This is a genomic window from Rhodococcus sp. P4_B6 (genome assembly GCF_056402215.1).
The window spans coordinates 1-14,348 of the sequence record NZ_JBFUHV010000202.1 but is presented as its reverse complement, the minus strand read 5'-3'; the positions used below and the strand labels follow the sequence as shown (position 1 = coordinate 14,348).

At 64.8% G+C, this 14,348-nt stretch carries 13 protein-coding genes and 6 pseudogenes; 9 read left to right on the top strand and 10 right to left on the bottom strand.

What is annotated here, in order from left to right:
* The 3 genes from AC1DWT_RS44195 to AC1DWT_RS44185 form a co-directional block, all read right to left on the bottom strand.
* Positions 1 to 576: DUF8020 domain-containing protein (locus AC1DWT_RS44195; RefSeq protein WP_477925635.1), on the bottom strand; the 576-nt coding region annotated here is incomplete at its 3' end.
* 228 nt (positions 577 to 804) lie between these two features.
* Positions 805 to 2,274 carry a nitrate/nitrite transporter gene (locus tag AC1DWT_RS44190; protein ID WP_095869917.1) on the bottom strand — a complete coding sequence of 490 codons (1,470 nt, stop codon included), beginning with the start codon at positions 2,272 to 2,274 and terminating at the stop codon, positions 805 to 807.
* Between the two features lie 737 nt (positions 2,275 to 3,011).
* On the bottom strand, positions 3,012 to 3,260 hold the full coding sequence (locus AC1DWT_RS44185) for a hypothetical protein (RefSeq protein ID WP_257014836.1): 249 nt from the start codon (positions 3,258 to 3,260) through the stop codon (positions 3,012 to 3,014).
* A 484-nt stretch (positions 3,261 to 3,744) separates the two neighbouring features.
* On the opposite strand from AC1DWT_RS44185, the gene AC1DWT_RS44180 reads away from it, so the two are divergent.
* From AC1DWT_RS44180 to AC1DWT_RS44170, 3 genes are all read left to right on the top strand, one after another.
* Positions 3,745 to 5,847: a KAP family P-loop NTPase fold protein gene (locus AC1DWT_RS44180; protein ID WP_477925632.1), complete on the top strand. Its 2,103-nt coding sequence runs from the start codon at positions 3,745 to 3,747 to the stop codon at positions 5,845 to 5,847.
* 268 nt (positions 5,848 to 6,115) lie between these two features.
* Positions 6,116 to 6,991, top strand: a complete 876-nt coding sequence (locus tag AC1DWT_RS44175) for a hypothetical protein (protein ID WP_095869919.1) — start codon at positions 6,116 to 6,118, stop codon at positions 6,989 to 6,991.
* A gap of 8 nt (positions 6,992 to 6,999) precedes the next feature.
* Entirely contained in the window at positions 7,000 to 7,215 is a 216-nt protein-coding gene (locus tag AC1DWT_RS44170) for a hypothetical protein (RefSeq protein WP_095869920.1), read from the top strand.
* Positions 7,216 to 7,340: 125 nt separating this feature from the next.
* Here AC1DWT_RS44170 and AC1DWT_RS44165 read toward each other — a convergent pair.
* The 4 genes and pseudogenes from AC1DWT_RS44165 to AC1DWT_RS44150 all read right to left on the bottom strand — a co-directional run bounded on the left by AC1DWT_RS44165 (position 7,341) and on the right by AC1DWT_RS44150 (position 9,545).
* A pseudogene (locus AC1DWT_RS44165) lies at positions 7,341 to 7,767 on the bottom strand (YciI family protein).
* Positions 7,768 to 7,862: 95 nt separating this feature from the next.
* Positions 7,863 to 8,200, bottom strand: a pseudogene (locus tag AC1DWT_RS44160) (phosphoadenosine phosphosulfate reductase domain-containing protein); the annotation flags it as partial.
* A gap of 74 nt (positions 8,201 to 8,274) precedes the next feature.
* The gene (locus AC1DWT_RS44155) at positions 8,275 to 8,496 is read right to left on the bottom strand and encodes a hypothetical protein (RefSeq protein WP_338051659.1); all 222 of its coding nucleotides are present in this window, start codon (positions 8,494 to 8,496) and stop codon (positions 8,275 to 8,277) included.
* Between the two features lie 665 nt (positions 8,497 to 9,161).
* On the bottom strand, positions 9,162 to 9,545 hold the full coding sequence (locus AC1DWT_RS44150; protein ID WP_095869922.1) for a winged helix-turn-helix transcriptional regulator: 384 nt from the start codon (positions 9,543 to 9,545) through the stop codon (positions 9,162 to 9,164).
* A gap of 83 nt (positions 9,546 to 9,628) precedes the next feature.
* Here AC1DWT_RS44150 and AC1DWT_RS44145 point away from each other — a divergent pair, with 83 nt between their 5' ends.
* From AC1DWT_RS44145 to AC1DWT_RS44135, 3 genes and pseudogenes are all read left to right on the top strand, one after another.
* Complete coding sequence (locus AC1DWT_RS44145; protein ID WP_095869923.1) at positions 9,629 to 10,039, top strand: RidA family protein; 411 nt, start codon at positions 9,629 to 9,631, stop codon at positions 10,037 to 10,039.
* Positions 10,040 to 10,588: 549 nt separating this feature from the next.
* A pseudogene (locus AC1DWT_RS44140) lies at positions 10,589 to 10,840 on the top strand (dihydrofolate reductase family protein); the annotation flags it as partial.
* A gap of 110 nt (positions 10,841 to 10,950) precedes the next feature.
* The gene (locus tag AC1DWT_RS44135) at positions 10,951 to 11,130 is read left to right on the top strand and encodes a dihydrofolate reductase family protein (RefSeq protein WP_373560075.1); all 180 of its coding nucleotides are present in this window, start codon (positions 10,951 to 10,953) and stop codon (positions 11,128 to 11,130) included.
* A 168-nt stretch (positions 11,131 to 11,298) separates the two neighbouring features.
* Here AC1DWT_RS44135 and AC1DWT_RS44130 read toward each other — a convergent pair whose 3' ends face one another.
* Complete coding sequence (locus tag AC1DWT_RS44130) at positions 11,299 to 12,039, bottom strand: SDR family oxidoreductase (protein ID WP_167114164.1); 741 nt, start codon at positions 12,037 to 12,039, stop codon at positions 11,299 to 11,301.
* 94 nt (positions 12,040 to 12,133) lie between these two features.
* On the opposite strand from AC1DWT_RS44130, the gene AC1DWT_RS44125 reads away from it, so the two are divergent.
* Both AC1DWT_RS44125 and AC1DWT_RS44120 read left to right on the top strand, forming a co-directional pair.
* Positions 12,134 to 12,685, top strand: coding sequence for a TetR/AcrR family transcriptional regulator (locus tag AC1DWT_RS44125; RefSeq protein ID WP_095869924.1), 552 nt, complete (start codon positions 12,134 to 12,136; stop codon positions 12,683 to 12,685).
* A 27-nt stretch (positions 12,686 to 12,712) separates the two neighbouring features.
* Positions 12,713 to 12,910, top strand: a pseudogene (locus AC1DWT_RS44120) (transposase); the annotation flags it as partial.
* Here the strand turns inward: AC1DWT_RS44120 and AC1DWT_RS44115 are convergent.
* Positions 12,888 to 13,132 (bottom strand): annotated as a pseudogene (locus tag AC1DWT_RS44115) (IS3 family transposase); the annotation flags it as partial. The pseudogenes AC1DWT_RS44120 and AC1DWT_RS44115 sit on opposite strands and share 23 nt — an antisense overlap.
* On the opposite strand from AC1DWT_RS44115, the pseudogene AC1DWT_RS44110 reads away from it, so the two are divergent.
* Positions 13,118 to 13,359: pseudogene (locus AC1DWT_RS44110) on the top strand (IS701 family transposase); the annotation flags it as partial. The pseudogenes AC1DWT_RS44115 and AC1DWT_RS44110 sit on opposite strands and share 15 nt — an antisense overlap.
* A 128-nt stretch (positions 13,360 to 13,487) precedes the next feature.
* Here AC1DWT_RS44110 and AC1DWT_RS44105 read toward each other — a convergent pair.
* Positions 13,488 to 14,348: aldehyde dehydrogenase family protein (locus AC1DWT_RS44105; RefSeq protein WP_477925627.1), on the bottom strand; the 861-nt coding region annotated here is incomplete at its 5' end.

Here is a 14,348-nt window from a genome sequence, read left to right as displayed (position 1 = left end):
GGCGAGGGAGGCGCCCGCGCCGACCAGTAGTGCGCCGCCGATGCATCCTGCCAAGGGGCCGGCGCCGAACAGCAGTGCTGCCGGTGCGGAGATCACGGCCCCGGCCACGGCGCCGAGGAGGCAGCCGCCGACCAGACCGGTTGCCGCGCCGAGGAAGCCGCCGACGGCCGCGGTGAGGGTGATGTTGTCCTTGACTCCGGCGGTGGCGGCGGGCAGGTCGACCTGCCGCAACGGAAGAGCGACCGGGGTTGCGGCGGCCGGGCTGGTGTCGGTGGTCAGGGTTGCGGTGCGGCCGTTGATCTGTGCGGCGACGGGGTGTGCGAAGCCGTTGACGGCGATCGACAGGGGTACCGACTCGACGGTGGCACCTGAGGCGTCGCGGATGATCAGGTGGTTGTTCTCGGTGCTCAGTGACCCGGCGGTGGTGTCGATGATGACCTGGTCACCGTTGCGGGTGAGGTTCCACCCCACACCGGGAGGGGTGGCTGGTGCGGGGTCCGCGTGGGCGGTGCCGGCGACGATTCCCATCGACGCGATGGTTATGGCGGCGACCGCCATCAGTTTGGACATTTTCATGCTCGTGGATTTCCTTCTCGTGTGTTCCAGGGACCGAAACGGTCCCTGCTGTGCTGGACGAGTCCGGCGGATGACCGCAGCGCCGCTCGACGCGGCCGAAGGCGCTGAATCGCCGTCGTGAGGATGTTGACCCGCAGGCTGGCTGTGCAGCCAATGCCGGGATGGTGTTCTGCTGAACGGGGTTCCGTGGATGAGTCGGCGTTCCCGGACGTTTCCGGAGGTTGTTGTTCAGAGAGCAGGCGTGAGAGTGTCGACCGGAGTGGATGCCGGTGCGGTCGGTCGCCGCAGGTACACGGTCCAGGTGATCACCGCGCAGAGGATGTAGAACGCGGCGAACACCCAGAATGCTGTGGTGGCGGACTTATGAACCCCGAGGTAGGACGCGCGTAGGACGAGGTTGATTCCGACTCCGCCGAGGGCGCCGACGGCGCCGGCGATTCCGATCAGTGCCCCGGACATCGTGCGTGACCAGACGGCGGCGGTCGGTGCGTCGTGAGGGTGCAGCGCTGCGGCTTTCGCGGCGAAGATGGCCGGGATCATTTTGTAGACGGACCCGTTGCCGATTCCGGAGATGACGAACAGCAGGATGAAACCGACGACGTAGGCGGTCATGATGGCGGTGTTCGCGGCCCCGGGGGTGGAGTCGTCGACGGTACCGGCGACGACGAGGATACCGGCGGCTGCCATCATCGCCACGAAGCTGTAGAGGGTGATCCGGCCGCCGCCGATCTTGTCTGCCAGGCGTCCGCCGAGTGGGCGGGATAGGGACCCGAGAAGTGGTCCGATGAAGGCGATCTGGGCGGCGTGCAGGGCGGCGGTGGCTTGCATGGCAGGGGTGGCCGGAGCGCCGTTGGTGAGTCCGGCGAGGAAGTTCAGTTGCAGGATCTGGCCGAAGGCGAAGCTGAATCCGATGAACGATCCGAATGTTCCGATGTAGAGGAACGAGATGATCCAGGAGTCACGGAATTTGAGTACATCGATGAGGGATCGTGCGTCGGTTTTCTGGTCGGTGAGGTTGTCCATGTAGAGGGCGGCGATGACGGCGGCGATGCCGATGAGCACCAGGTAGACCGCGCAGACGATCTGGGGGCTGCGGTTGCCCCAGGTGGCGATCACGAGCAGGCCGATCAGCTGGATGGCAGGGACGCCGATGTTGCCGCCGCCCGCGTTCAAGCCCAGGGCCCAGCCCTTGAGGCGTTGCGGGTAGAACGCGTTGATGTTGGTCATCGAGGACGCGAAGTTCCCGCCGCCGAGTCCGGCGAACGCGGCGACGATCATGAACGTGGTGTAGGAGGTCTCGGGCCTCGAGATGAAGTACAGGGTCAGGGTCATCGGAACCAGCAGTGCCAGTGCGCTGATGATGGTCCAGTTCCGGCCACCGAAGGTGGTCGTGGCGAAGGTGTAGGGCAGGCGCAGTATGGCGCCGACCAGGGTGGGTATGGCGACAAGGAAGAACTTTCCGGCTGCATCGATGTGGTAGACCGCCGTGGGCATGAACAGCACCATCACCGACCACACCGACCACACCGAAAATCCGATGTGCTCGGCGAGGATGGAGCCGAGGAGGTTGCGGCGGGCAATGTTCTTCCCGCCCGCCTCCCAGGCGGCCTCGTCCTCGGGGTCCCATTTGTCGATCCGATGCCCGACCGATATCGGGGCATGCGATGAGTTCGAAGGTCGCTGAGATATTGTTGTCACGGCTTAGCTCCTGAGATTGAAGATTCGCAGAACCATAAAGCCGGAATGTGTCCGCTCGATGGCCGGTGGTGTCGGGGCGCTTACACTTCGCTCACCTGGGCACATGCACGGAAGACAGCACCCCGAAACAACACCGTGACCATTGGGTAACAGACTCTACATATGCATATGCCCTGGTCGGGAGCAGGTTTTCCGGCCCCAGAGATGCGGTCTTCCCGGCTGCAGCGCGGGCGGTGTCGATCGCCGCGGTCGTCTTGTGGTCGTCGGCGGCGGGCCCGGGTGGTGATCATGGAGGTAGCGCGGTACCGAAAGCGATATGCCCGAACGCGTCAGGATGGCCCGGGGTGGGCGGCGCGGTCGGCCAAGTAGGCGAGCGTCATGGCAAGGTCGGACAGGAATGTTGCAGATCATGCCTGGTCGGGGGTCTGCGCCACGGATCGGCAGCGTTCGGAGGTCCCGCGGTCAGTCCGATCTTCCCCAGCCGTGCCCAACAGCAGCACTGCGGCGGTGTGTGACTCGACACGGCCCGGAGGTCGAGGCGGACAGACGTGGATAATAGGACGTGGTTACAGGCACCCGGTACAGCTCTGATGTCAAGCTGCGGAATATGATTCGTCACAAGGCGCGGAAGTGCATTTCGTCGCGATTGCTCCGCGATGACTCGATTAGCCGTCTCCGGTGGCCCGCGACAGGTGGACGGCTACTGACTGGGCACTTGCACAGTATGGCGATCTCATTCAGTCCGTCCGGTAAGTCGTTGAGACGTCGAGGATGGTCGAGCCGAAGAAAACCCCGTCGTCGTCGAGAACTTGGGCGATGTGTCCGAATGCGCGGCCCTTCTCCGCCCAGATACTAGGCACGCAGTGCAGCACGAAGTTCGCGGACACGGAGTTGAACACCCAGATGTCCGGGGGAAGCGGGGCGAGGACGCTGCCGGTGTACGCGGTCGCGGTGATGCCCCGGTCGGCGAGACGGGTGGTGGTCATCTGCAGGGTGTTCGGGTTGAGGTCGAGCAGCTCGATCGTCGGGTTTCGGGGTCGGGTATGTGGCGCGGCGGAGGTACCAGCCGGTTCCGGGGCCGATGTCGAGGTGCCGACCACCGAGGTGGAAGTTGTAGACCGCCAGCAGCGCCCGGCTGTATGGGGCGGCGCCGGCCTTCTCCGCCTCGGTGACCTCATCTGCAGACATGCGTGATCCCCCTCGTTGTTCACGTGATGGCGTTCCCCCGCCATCACCGATCGTAAACGGCGCCGACTTCAGGGACTCGGTCGATTCGTGTCGCGATGTTTCACGGCCGCCACGATGAAGTCACCGGTCTGGTACGAGTCCCGCCACGGCATACAGGGCGCCCGGAAGAAGCTAATGACATGCGGTGCCACGTCACAACGGTCTGTCATTCACGTGATCTACCTGCGGGTTTATTGGGCAGTGCAGTTCTGTCCAGCGATCGGGCTGTGATGAAGTGAAACCATGACTGTCACCGCGCCAGCGCATATTTTCACCGACGCACCGATCACAGATGCCAGCGGAGATCGCCTCGATCGCGAGGAGTTCTCGGCGCATGTAGCCCAACGGATTGCTGCGATGGGTGGACGCGACAGTGTCGCGTTCGGGCTCACCGGGGCTTGGGGTAGTGGAAAGACTTCCGTCCTGCGGATGATTGCGGATAACATGCCCACCCCCGAATGGTCCGTGCATTACTTCACGCCGTGGGCCGCATCCGATTCGGCGACGCTGGTGAAGGAGTTCTACGCCACCATCGAATCCGCCCTGCCTACCGATGTCCGCAAGAAGATGGGAGGCAAGTTGCGGGCGATGGTCCCACTTGCGACCGGAGCAGCCAGCATGATTCCAGTAGCGGGGAAGGCGGTTAGCACGCTTTTCGAGGAGACTGGCAAGTACTTCGAGAAATCATTCCAGGATCAGTTCAAGGAAGCATCGAAAGACATCGTCGAGGCAGGGATCCGCATACTTGTTGTCGTGGACGACATCGATCGACTCCACGCCGATGAGTTGGTCGCGGTGCTGAAGACGGTCCGCCTCCTCGGAAACTTCCCAGGGATCCACTATTTGCTTGCCTACGATCAGAACACCGTTCTCGATGTCCTGTCCGCGACATCGATCGCGAAGAACTCGGACCGGGCACTGCAGTTCCTCGAGAAGATCGTGCAGTACCCGTTCGACCTTCCTCCTCTGCAACAGCCACACCGCGTTCGGGAGATGACCACGGCGCTCGCGAAGGTGGAAGCGACCCACAGTCTCGGGCCGATACTCTCGGGCAGGGGGCCGTTCGGATCACCGGTCGATGATCTCCTGTCACTCGTTCCTCCCGGCGACCTCGAAACGCTCCGGGCAATCCATCGATTGGTAACCCAGTTCGATATCACGCTGACGGTGATCCGCCCGAACGAGATCAACGCCACAGACCTGTTGTTTCTGACGTTCCTGCGGGTGCGCTATCCGAGGCTGTACCAGAAGCTGCCTGCGTGGAAGGGCAGGCTGCTGAGGACCGGGCCGGTCTCCACTCGGAGCGGAGAGGAGCCGAATTGGCGTGCTCAGATCGAAGAGGCAGCTGAGGTCAATGGCGAACGCGCGGATGCGCTGGCGCGATTGGTGCAATACCTCTTCCCCGCTGTTAGAGGACCAGGCTGGATCGGAAACGCGCGCAAGCAGAGTGTTTGTAAAAGTKCGTATTTCGACAGGTACTTCGTCATGGGCATTCCGGTGGGCGATATCAGTGACGCACTAATTGTGGCCGGACTATCGGAGCTGGCGGACACCGGCCAACTCGCCGACCAGTCACCCCTGGGCATGGCGCTGGCGGATGAGCAGATGGCCGGCCACGCGGCGGAGAAATGTTGCACCCTCTTGCCCAAGGTCACGGCGAGCATGAACTCGGCTAACGCGGTTTCGGCCGCATTGGTTGTCAGTCGTCGTCTCCTGAATTTCACGACAGCCTCGAGATTGTCTTCGGAGTCTCGGTTCGCTGGTGCATTGGCAGGCATCGCCGTGGTACTAGCGGACACGGCTGAATCTGCCTGCGCAGTCCTCGAGACATTCGTCAGCGAATGGGGACTGCACGTGACGATCCGGACGATGTCGACCTCAGTCGCAGCCAACACGCCCACGGAGGAGGAGTCGGAGCAGATTCGTGCGGTCGGGGAAGACGTGCACCGCAGGTGTTTCGACGCCTGCATCACGGATCTCACGACGGACGATTCGGAAACTGGCTCCGTGCTCTTCTACGGGTCGTATCTGGGTGAGGATCGTCTGAACGAACTACGCAACAAGGTCAAAGAGATGATCGATGGCGGCCAGGAAGTGGACCGAATTGCGGCACGCTTCGTCAGTATCTACACGGCGTACAGCAGCGAATCAGGTCCAGTCCAAGGCGCGCCGCTACTTGGTGGTTTCAACCGAGATGAGTTCGAGATGGTTGTGCCTCGTCAGCTTTGGGAGCCTTTGATCGTGGAAAGACCAGAGGACCGCGAGGAGATCAATGAAGACGATGCTTCGATCGAGAACCGCGTTCGGCGGGCCCGTCAGGCACTGATCCAGGCGAAGTCAGAATAAGCGTGACAAACACATTCGGAGCGATCGTTGGCTGAAATCGGGCGGGATGAGCTGATCGTGGACTGCGGACGCTAGGTATGCTGGGCGTCAGTCGGCGGTGACGCCGGCGATGCGCGCGGGAACGTGTTGATGGTTGGTCGCCAGATGATGCACGTTCTCCGTGGAACCCGCCCGTGAGGTGGGTCCGGGCGTGGCAGATGGCTCTAGGAACCCGTCTGCCACGTTTCGTCGTTTCAGGGGCGGTACCGAGGCGGTCGGGGAGGTCGGGGTGGCGTACAACGTGAGCCCGGACGCGCCACCGACGCGCCTGGACCCGGAGGCCGGCACCAGTATTACGCCCGCATCGAAGCCCGCTGGCTATCGTTCCGCCGACACGTACAAAGACCGCGCACAGGAGCGTGATTCGGCCCGGGAGCTTGACCGGATGGTCGAGGACGCCGAATTCACCCGCGCCCGCAAAGACCTGGAGCGGGCCTTCCCGCGAGCGACAGTGCCCGAGGTCTCCGAACGTAAACGCCGGGACTTGCCGATCCCGGATTCGATTCGTCAGCCGCCGAGTTCGCGTCAGCGCAAGGTGCGCTCGGTGAACAAGCACAGGGCGCAGTCGCGGTTGCCGGCCGTCGGGTACACCGCCGTGCAGACCCTGATTACCGACCCGGACCGGTGGAAGACGGTCGGCGAGGCGTTGTCGACGGCACGCGGTGACGCGCAACAACTGGACGAGAAGATGAGGTCCCAGGTCCAGCGCGTGGACCGGGCGATTCAGACCGCGGAACGGTTCAACGACCGAGGCCACATCCTCTACTGCGCGGTCACGCTCCCGCACATGGTGCCGCAGGAAGCGGTCAACCTGCCCTCGACGCTGCAGCCGGATTCGCGGCTGGATTTCGATCGGCACACAATGGCCACCCATGCCCTGCACGAACTCGACCCGACGGTCGGGGAGCGGGACGTGGTGTTCGAGATCGAAACGGACCGGGGCATGTATATGGGGCGGTCGGACACGGTCGACGACACTGCGCACCTGCTGCCGCGCGGGATGCGGTTCGAGGTGGTCTCGGCCGGTGAGGGGCGCTACCGTCGCCCGGACGGGAGCATTGGCCGGCGGATGATCGTGCAACTGCGAGACATCACCGAGGAATGAGGGGCTTGATGGGACTATTCACCGACGACAAGGGCCGACCCGAGCTGGTCGTGCACCCGGACATCAAGCTGGGGCGCGCGCACTTCCGGCCCGTCGACGACCAACCCGAGAGCGAACCCGAGGAAACCCCGAAGCAACGCGCCCGCCGGGAGCTGAAGAAGCGAATGACCGAGGAACGGCTCGCGAAACAGAAAACCGAAGGCACCAACCCCGAGAAGGGGTAAACGCCTCCGGCTCATCCTGTGCATCCGCAGTGGACAAACTCTAGCCCATTCTTGCTCATGTACTAGACAGCCCGCGTTGTTCGAGCGGCCCCGGCACCGCGATCAGAGGCTCGGGGGACGTGTCATCACCCCTGGTGAAAGCCGCACTCCGTCGTGGTCGGTGCAGCGGTCAGGAAGGGGCGCACCTCGAGCCATTCGTGGATCGGCTTCCCATCCGCACCCCGGGGCCGCGGACAACTCGCCGGCCAGCTCGAGCGCCCGCTCGTGGGTCTCGACGTCGATCACCATCCAGCCGGCGATCAGGTCCTTGGTCTCCGCGAACGGGCCGTCGGTCACCGGCGGCCGCCCCTCGCCGTCGTACCGGACGAACATGCCCTCCGCGGAAAGTGCCTGGCTGTCGACGAATTCGCCGGTGCCCTCCAGCCGGGCGGCGAAGTCGTTCATGTACTGCACGTGGGCCGAGATTTCCTCCGGCGTCCATTGGTCCATGGGCACGTCGTTGACCGATGCCGGCGCGCCGCGGTAGTGCTTGAGCAGCAGGTACTTGGCCATCATGTTCTCCTTTGGTGCGGTGCGGCCCATTGTGGCCGTTTCACTCCGGGGACGGAGCCGCGCGGGGGTTCTCGACATATCCCGGCGACATTTTTCTAGCTCAGTTGTCGGATACGGGGGAGGGTGTCGGCGAGTTGTTCGAAGAGGGCGGGCCAGCCGCGGCGGAGCCAGGTGAGACGGCCGCGGTCGAGGTGGCCACCGTCGATGAGGTGGGAGAGGCGGTGTTGCTGCTCGGGGACACCCAGCTCACGGAGTTTGGTGTAGACGGGATTCACCGGGAGCCGGTGGCGGGCGATGTGGGCCCAGACGTCGGTGGTGGTCCAGTCCCAGATCGGCCCGTACGCGGTGGTGCCGTCGGACGGGAGATGATGCCGTCGCGGCGGCAACCTCGGGTGTAGAGGTGCCAGCGGGCGGCGGATTCGTCGGCCCGCACTACATCAGCAGCCTGCCCTCGTCCGGATCGTCCACGTCGGATACGACGACCGGAAGCCGACTCGTATTCGGGGCTCAGCCGGTGTTGGCGCCCCGGTGTCGGCTGTAGTAGCCGGCCATCAGCCGCCAGTAGACCAGCAGCAGCGCCATCATGACCGCGGTGGCACCGGCTGCCGGTGCGGCGCGGCGTCGCCGGGCGGCGATCAGTGCGGTGATGCCGGCCAGCGTGGCCGCCGCGTTTACCGCCATCGCGGTGTCGCGTGGCCGCTCGGTGATCCAGAGTTCTTCGCCGAGCACCGCCCGGGTGGACCAAGCGTGCTCGTCCGCCGGTTCGGGAAGATCACGGGGTTGGCGGCCATCCAGGCACCGACGATCGCGGCATGGCTCCACTGCCGTGTCGACAGAGGAACGAGCACAAGAGGGGTGCTCAGCCAGCGAGTCCAGGCACTCCACGGGTTGGAGTGGCGAGCGAAGACCTCGTGTTTGAGATCGGCGAAACCGCGTGGCATGTCAGGATCTATCTTCCGGCCCGCGCGCCAGCGTTCGATCACCGCGGGCGCTGCGAGACGTGTCTTGCCGCACCCAACCCGGACCGAGCAACGTGACGAGCCTCCCCGGGGCCACGAGGACGGCGATCTCTCGGAGTTCACGGGCACGGCCGATGAACCTGGAAAGGTCGGGCGGCAGCGTGTCGATGTCAGTCATCTGCGCAAAGTCTGGCACCGCCGCGCGGCGCCGGGAACGAGCTGGATCGGCTCGCAGCGAGTTGGAGTCGCCGCGCCAGCAGGAAGGCCGGCAGCCCCACGCTCACTGCGGCGGCGATGCTGAGCAGGGGATAGAGGCGCCAGTACCGCAAACCGATCCCTGAGAGGATGCGCATGATGATCGACAAGCAGAGCGCCCGGTGCTGTCAGGGATCACTTGTGGGGCCGGCCCCTGCGTCCGAATGCCGTGCGGGTGCATCAGGCGAGTTCCGACTCGGCATCGAAGCGTGTGCGTGCGTTTTCGATCTCGGGCATGTGGGTTTCGGCCCAGCCGAGGAGGACATCGACCGGATGGCGAAGGGTCTTGCCGAGCGGGGTGATCCGGTACTCGACGGCGACCGGGCGAGAGCTGAGAAGTTCGCGCTCGATGATGCCGTTGCGTTCGAGTCGACGCAGGGTGGCGGTCAAAGATTTCTGTGTCACTGAAGGGATCGCGCGGCGCAGATCGTTGAAGCGGCTTGGGCGCTCGCACAGTTCGTTGAGCACCGCCAATGACCACTTGTCGAGAATCTGATCAAGCAGCTCTCGATGAGGCGGGGTGATCGTGAGTTCGTCGCGAACGGCCTGGGGAGTATCTCGCATGCTACCTAGTCTCATTGAAGTGACTTCTGTATACCAGGTATTAAAGGTATACCTATCCAGGTCGATATTCGAGGAGAACCTTCATGACCGTTCAGTACTTCACCCCCGATGGAATGACGCAGCCCACTCCGTATCACCACGTCGCTGTCGGTTCCGGAACCCGACACGTCCACGTCGCAGGTCAGATCGCACGGCTCGCCGATGGAACCCCGGTTGCCCAAGGTGATCTCGCGGGGCAGGTCGCCCAAGCGCTCCGCAACACCGCGACAGGGCTGACCGGGGTGGGCGCGACCTTCGACGACGTCCTCCGGCTGACCTTTTACGTCACGGACTGGAAGCCCGAGAAGATCGGTGAGTTCATGGCCGGTGTCGAGCAGGTCGCCGAGGAGATCGGGCTCACGCTGCCGCTGCCGCCGACATCGCTCATCGGCGTGGACTACCTGTTCGAGCCGGATGTGCTCGTCGAAGTCGAGGCGACCGCCCTCATCGACTGACCGAATTCCGCGGGGCGCTTGTGCTGCAACAGCAACCGAGCGCCTGCGCGGGGGCAGCGCCCACCAAACAGTCCTGGTTACCCATCCGCTCTCGGGACGAGCGCTGACCCTTGCGAGTGCGCGCTGGGCGCCGATCTCGTCCCGGTGCAGGTTCGGCGTGCGGGACGAGTGGGCGCTGTGCTATTCCCGTCGAAGTGAGCCCATCCGCAGGTACTCTGGGTCCCTCACGAGGCGGGGTCCACCCACTCTGCCGAGCATCCCTGTGGCGCCCGGAGCCGGGCGTCACACGCAAAATCTCGGATAGAGTAGCCGAATGCGTCGGGCAACTTCGACATCGCTGAGTGCGTGGTACAGCGAGGTGTTCGACATCGGCCTCGACACCCTTTGGAGATGCGTCACGGCGCACCACCACACCAAGCTCGGGGGTAGTCCCGGCTACTACGTCGTCTGGCGCGGCGCTGGCGTTCACGTGTCGCTTCCCGACGCCGCTGGGGCGGAGACGACTCGCTGTCTGTCCCGCCAGCCCGCCGGAGTCCTGCGAGGAAGCGCGTGAGCGACACGAGCACCGGCACCGGCAAAGTGGTCGTGAACAGGGCGATGTCGCTCGACGGCTTCATCGCCGGTCCCGACCACGCGATGGACTGGATCCTCGACCTCATGAGCGCGGCCGCGTTCCCGGAGGTCATGGCGGCCACGGGCGCCATGCTCATTGGCCGGGGCACCTACGAGGTCGCCAAGCAGATGGCCGACGAGGACACCACCTACGACGGGGGGCCCGAGTTCGTCCTCACCCACGAGCCGCCGGACGAGCCGGACCCAGGGGTCACGTTCCTCACCTGCGACATCGCGGAAGCCGTCGCCACGGCGCTCAACGCTGCGGGCGGCAAAACCTGGAGATCCTCGGTGCCGACGTGGCCAGCCAGTGCCTGCAGCGAGGGCTCGTCGACGAGATCCTGGTGTATGTCCTGCCGGTGCTTCTCGGCGACGGTATCCGCTTCTCGACCCCAGGCCTCGGCAGGATCGACCTGGAACCGTTCAGCAACACGCAGTCGGGCCCCGTCACCATGCTCCGATTCCGCGTCCGCAAATGATCCCGGCGCTCCGTCCCTGAATGGCACGAGCACCATCTCAGCTCGATTGCCAGGCGGGACGTGCGATGGGACCGCCTGACTCGTTGCACGAAGAGACAGGCGCAACATCACCGGGTGGCCGCAAGGCGATCGCCTATGGGCGAATGCCTTGAGATCGGGCAACGGCACCTAGCCTTGGACGGTTGGGCGGATGGTGATATCGCCGATTTCGACGTCGTGGGGTTGTTCGATGGCAAACGCGATGGCGCGGGCGACGGCTTCCGGCGGGATGGCGAATTCGTTCATGTTCCGCTGGATCTGCGCGCGGACCTGGGCATCGTCGATGGAATCGGCGAGATCGGTCCGGACCACGCCGGGCGACACCGACGTTGTCCGCAGTACGCCGTCGGTCGATTCTTGCCGCAGTCCTTCCAACAGGGTGCGGACGGCGTTCTTGGTTCCGGCGTAGACCGCCTGGGTGGGGACGATCTTCAGGCCGGACGTCGACACGGTGGTCACGAGATGCCCCTCGCCCTGTCGACGGAATATCGGAAGTGCCGCGGCGATGCCGTGGAGCACCCCACGGAGGTTGACGTCGATCATCGCCGACCAGCCGTCGACGTCAAGGTCTGCCATGTTCCCGATCTTGCTAATTCCGGCATTGTTCACCAGTACATCGAGTCTGCCGAACTCCTCTACGGCGCGGCCGACGAGCCGCTCGAGGTCCTCGGGGCGGGTGACATCAGTAGTGCAGGTGGCAGTACGTCCACCACGTTCACGGATGCCCTGGGCGAGCTCGTCGAGACGCTCGGTCCGACGCGCACCGAGGACGACCGCCGCGCCGCGCTCGGCGAGCAGGCGGGCGGTTGCCTCACCGATGCCACTGCTCGCGCCGGTGATGGCGACAACCTTGCCGTTGATGGCTGACATGTGGAATCCCTTCACTTAAAGTGGACATGTGTCCGCTTACGTTTCAGGTTAGCGGACACGTGTCCGCTTACTCAAGTCGTCATGCAGAGGACAGATGAACGCACCCCGCCGCCGCTCCGACGCTGCCGAGAATCGCGCTCGGATTATCGAGACCGCACGAACGGTCATCGCGAACTCAGACGAGCTGAGGCTCAACGCGATTGCCAAGCAGGCAGGGGTCGGCCAGGGCACCCTGTACCGCCACTTTCCGACTCGAGATGACCTGCTGGCCGAGGTCTATCGCAACGATGTCGAACAGCTCGTTGCGGCCGCGCCGGCGTTCCTCGCCGAGCATGAGCCGCTCAAGGCGCTGGCTTGCTGGTTCAACCGGGTGGCGGACTATGCACGAATCAAGCGTGGAGTGTTCGCCGCAGTCGAGACGGCGGTATGGCGGGACCTCTCCGCGCACAGCCTCGGTCCGATCGGTGATGCGGTGACAATGCTCCTTGCCGCCGGCAAAGCCGCCGGAGCGATCCGCTCCGATGTCGACGCTCGTGACGTCATCCTCCTCATCGGCTACCTGTCCCGGCTCGACGAGAACGAATGGGACATTCGAGCCCGGCACCTGCTCAGCATCGTCCTCGACGGATTGCGCCGGCGCGAGTAGCGAACRTTGATCGGCACGTCTCCGGGCTTGCCGGATGCGTTGGGGGAGACAGCCGAACCGTTGATTCCGCCGTTCGCCACCCGACCACAGGGCGGCGGCAGCGCACCGGTCGACGACCGAGCGGTGTTCACCGCGGTCGTGTTCGTGCTGATCAGCGGATGCGCCTGGCGGCCTCTGCCGCCTTCGTTCGGGATCACGGTCCCGACAAGACGTCGACGCAGAACGTGGTGTAGACGAACCCGGCCAACGTCCAACCGTAGGTGAAGTCGGCGACCCACCACTGGTCCGGGCGCTGCGGTGCGTCCCAGTTCCGCTCGATCAGATCGGGTGCCGCGGCGCCCGATCGTCGGGCTGGGTGGTGATCGTGTGGTGTTTGCCGCGGACGGCTCCGGTGATGCCGGTGATCGCCATCAGGCGGGACATCTGATCGCGCCCAATGTCGTTGCCTACTACATCTGCCCGGTCCCGCCGACACCGAACCTGCCGAGCCGGAGCGGGTGGCCGGCAGCCGCTGGGCGATAGGGGAGTGCTCCCAGACCACCAAGAACGAGACCTGCCTCGACCACTACCAGATCCGCGGGTACCCGACCTGGTACCGGCACATCGACCTGTCGATGGCCGTGGCCGCCATCCTGACGATCCTGCGCCGTGGCGCTCAAAAAGGGGATCTGAAACTGTCTCGGCCCGAGTCGTATCTCAGTATGAAGTCGGCTCAGCGAAATTGCTCTCCGCTCTATAGATCTCCGCGCTCGACGACTATAGCCAGGCCTGGATGACCGGTCGACGATCCTCGGTCGGGCGACTATTGACCAGACGCGAAGCCGATGTATTTGGTTTCGAGGTACTCCTCGATGCCTTCGGTGCCGCCCTCGCTGCCGAGTCCGGACTGCTTGACTCCACCGAACGGCGCGGCGACGTCGGAGATGACGCCGCGGTTGACACCGACCATGCCGCTCTCGAGCTTGTCGGCGACGCGGAACGCACGGTCGACGTTCTGCGTGTAGATGTACGCGGCGAGACCGTATTCGGTGTCGTTGGCGGCGGCGACGCCCTCGGCCTCGGTGTCGAAACCGGTGATCGCGGCGACGGGTCCGAAGATCTCCTCGCGGACGATGCGCGCATTTGCGGGCACCTCGTCGAGGACGGTGGGCTGGAAGAAGTAGCCGGGACCGTCGACGGACTTGCCGCCGGTGCGGACCCGGGCGCCCGCGGCGACGGCGTCGTCGACGAGGGACGCCACGTTGCGGCGCTGCTTCTCGTTGACGAGGGGGCCGACGTTGGTGCCGTCTTCGCTGCCCGGTCCGACGGTGAGTGCGGCGATCCGGTCGGTGAGCTTGGTGGTGAATTCCTCGCGCACCGAGTTCGCGACGATCAGGCGGTTGGCGGCGGTGCACGCCTCGTCGCCGTTGCGCATCTTCGCCGCCATCGCGCCCTCGACCGCGGCGTCGATGTCGGCGTCGTCGAAGACCACGAACGGGGCGTTGCCGCCGAGTTCCATCGAGGTGCGCAGAACCTGCTGGGCGGACTGCTCGATGAGGATCTTGCCGACCCGGGTGGATCCGGTGAACGTCACCTTCCGCAGCCGCGGATCCGCGAGCAGCGGTTCGGTGACGGCGGCGGCGTTCGACGCGGGCAGCACCGACAGCACACCGGCGGGCAGGCC

Bases quoted from the DNA above. Each gene is read 5' to 3' on its own strand.
- AC1DWT_RS44185 (WP_257014836.1), bottom strand. From the start codon at position 3,260: ATGACCACCACCCGTCTCGCCGACCGGGGCATCACCGCGACCGCGTAC.
- AC1DWT_RS44170 (WP_095869920.1), top strand. From the start codon at position 7,000: ATGGGACTATTCACCGACGACAAGGGCCGACCCGAGCTGGTCGTGCAC.
- AC1DWT_RS44150 (WP_095869922.1), bottom strand. From the start codon at position 9,545: ATGCGAGATACTCCCCAGGCCGTTCGCGACGAACTCACGATCACCCCG.
- AC1DWT_RS44145 (WP_095869923.1), top strand. From the start codon at position 9,629: ATGACCGTTCAGTACTTCACCCCCGATGGAATGACGCAGCCCACTCCG.
- AC1DWT_RS44130 (WP_167114164.1), bottom strand. From the start codon at position 12,039: ATGTCAGCCATCAACGGCAAGGTTGTCGCCATCACCGGCGCGAGCAGT.
- AC1DWT_RS44125 (WP_095869924.1), top strand. From the start codon at position 12,134: ATGAACGCACCCCGCCGCCGCTCCGACGCTGCCGAGAATCGCGCTCGG.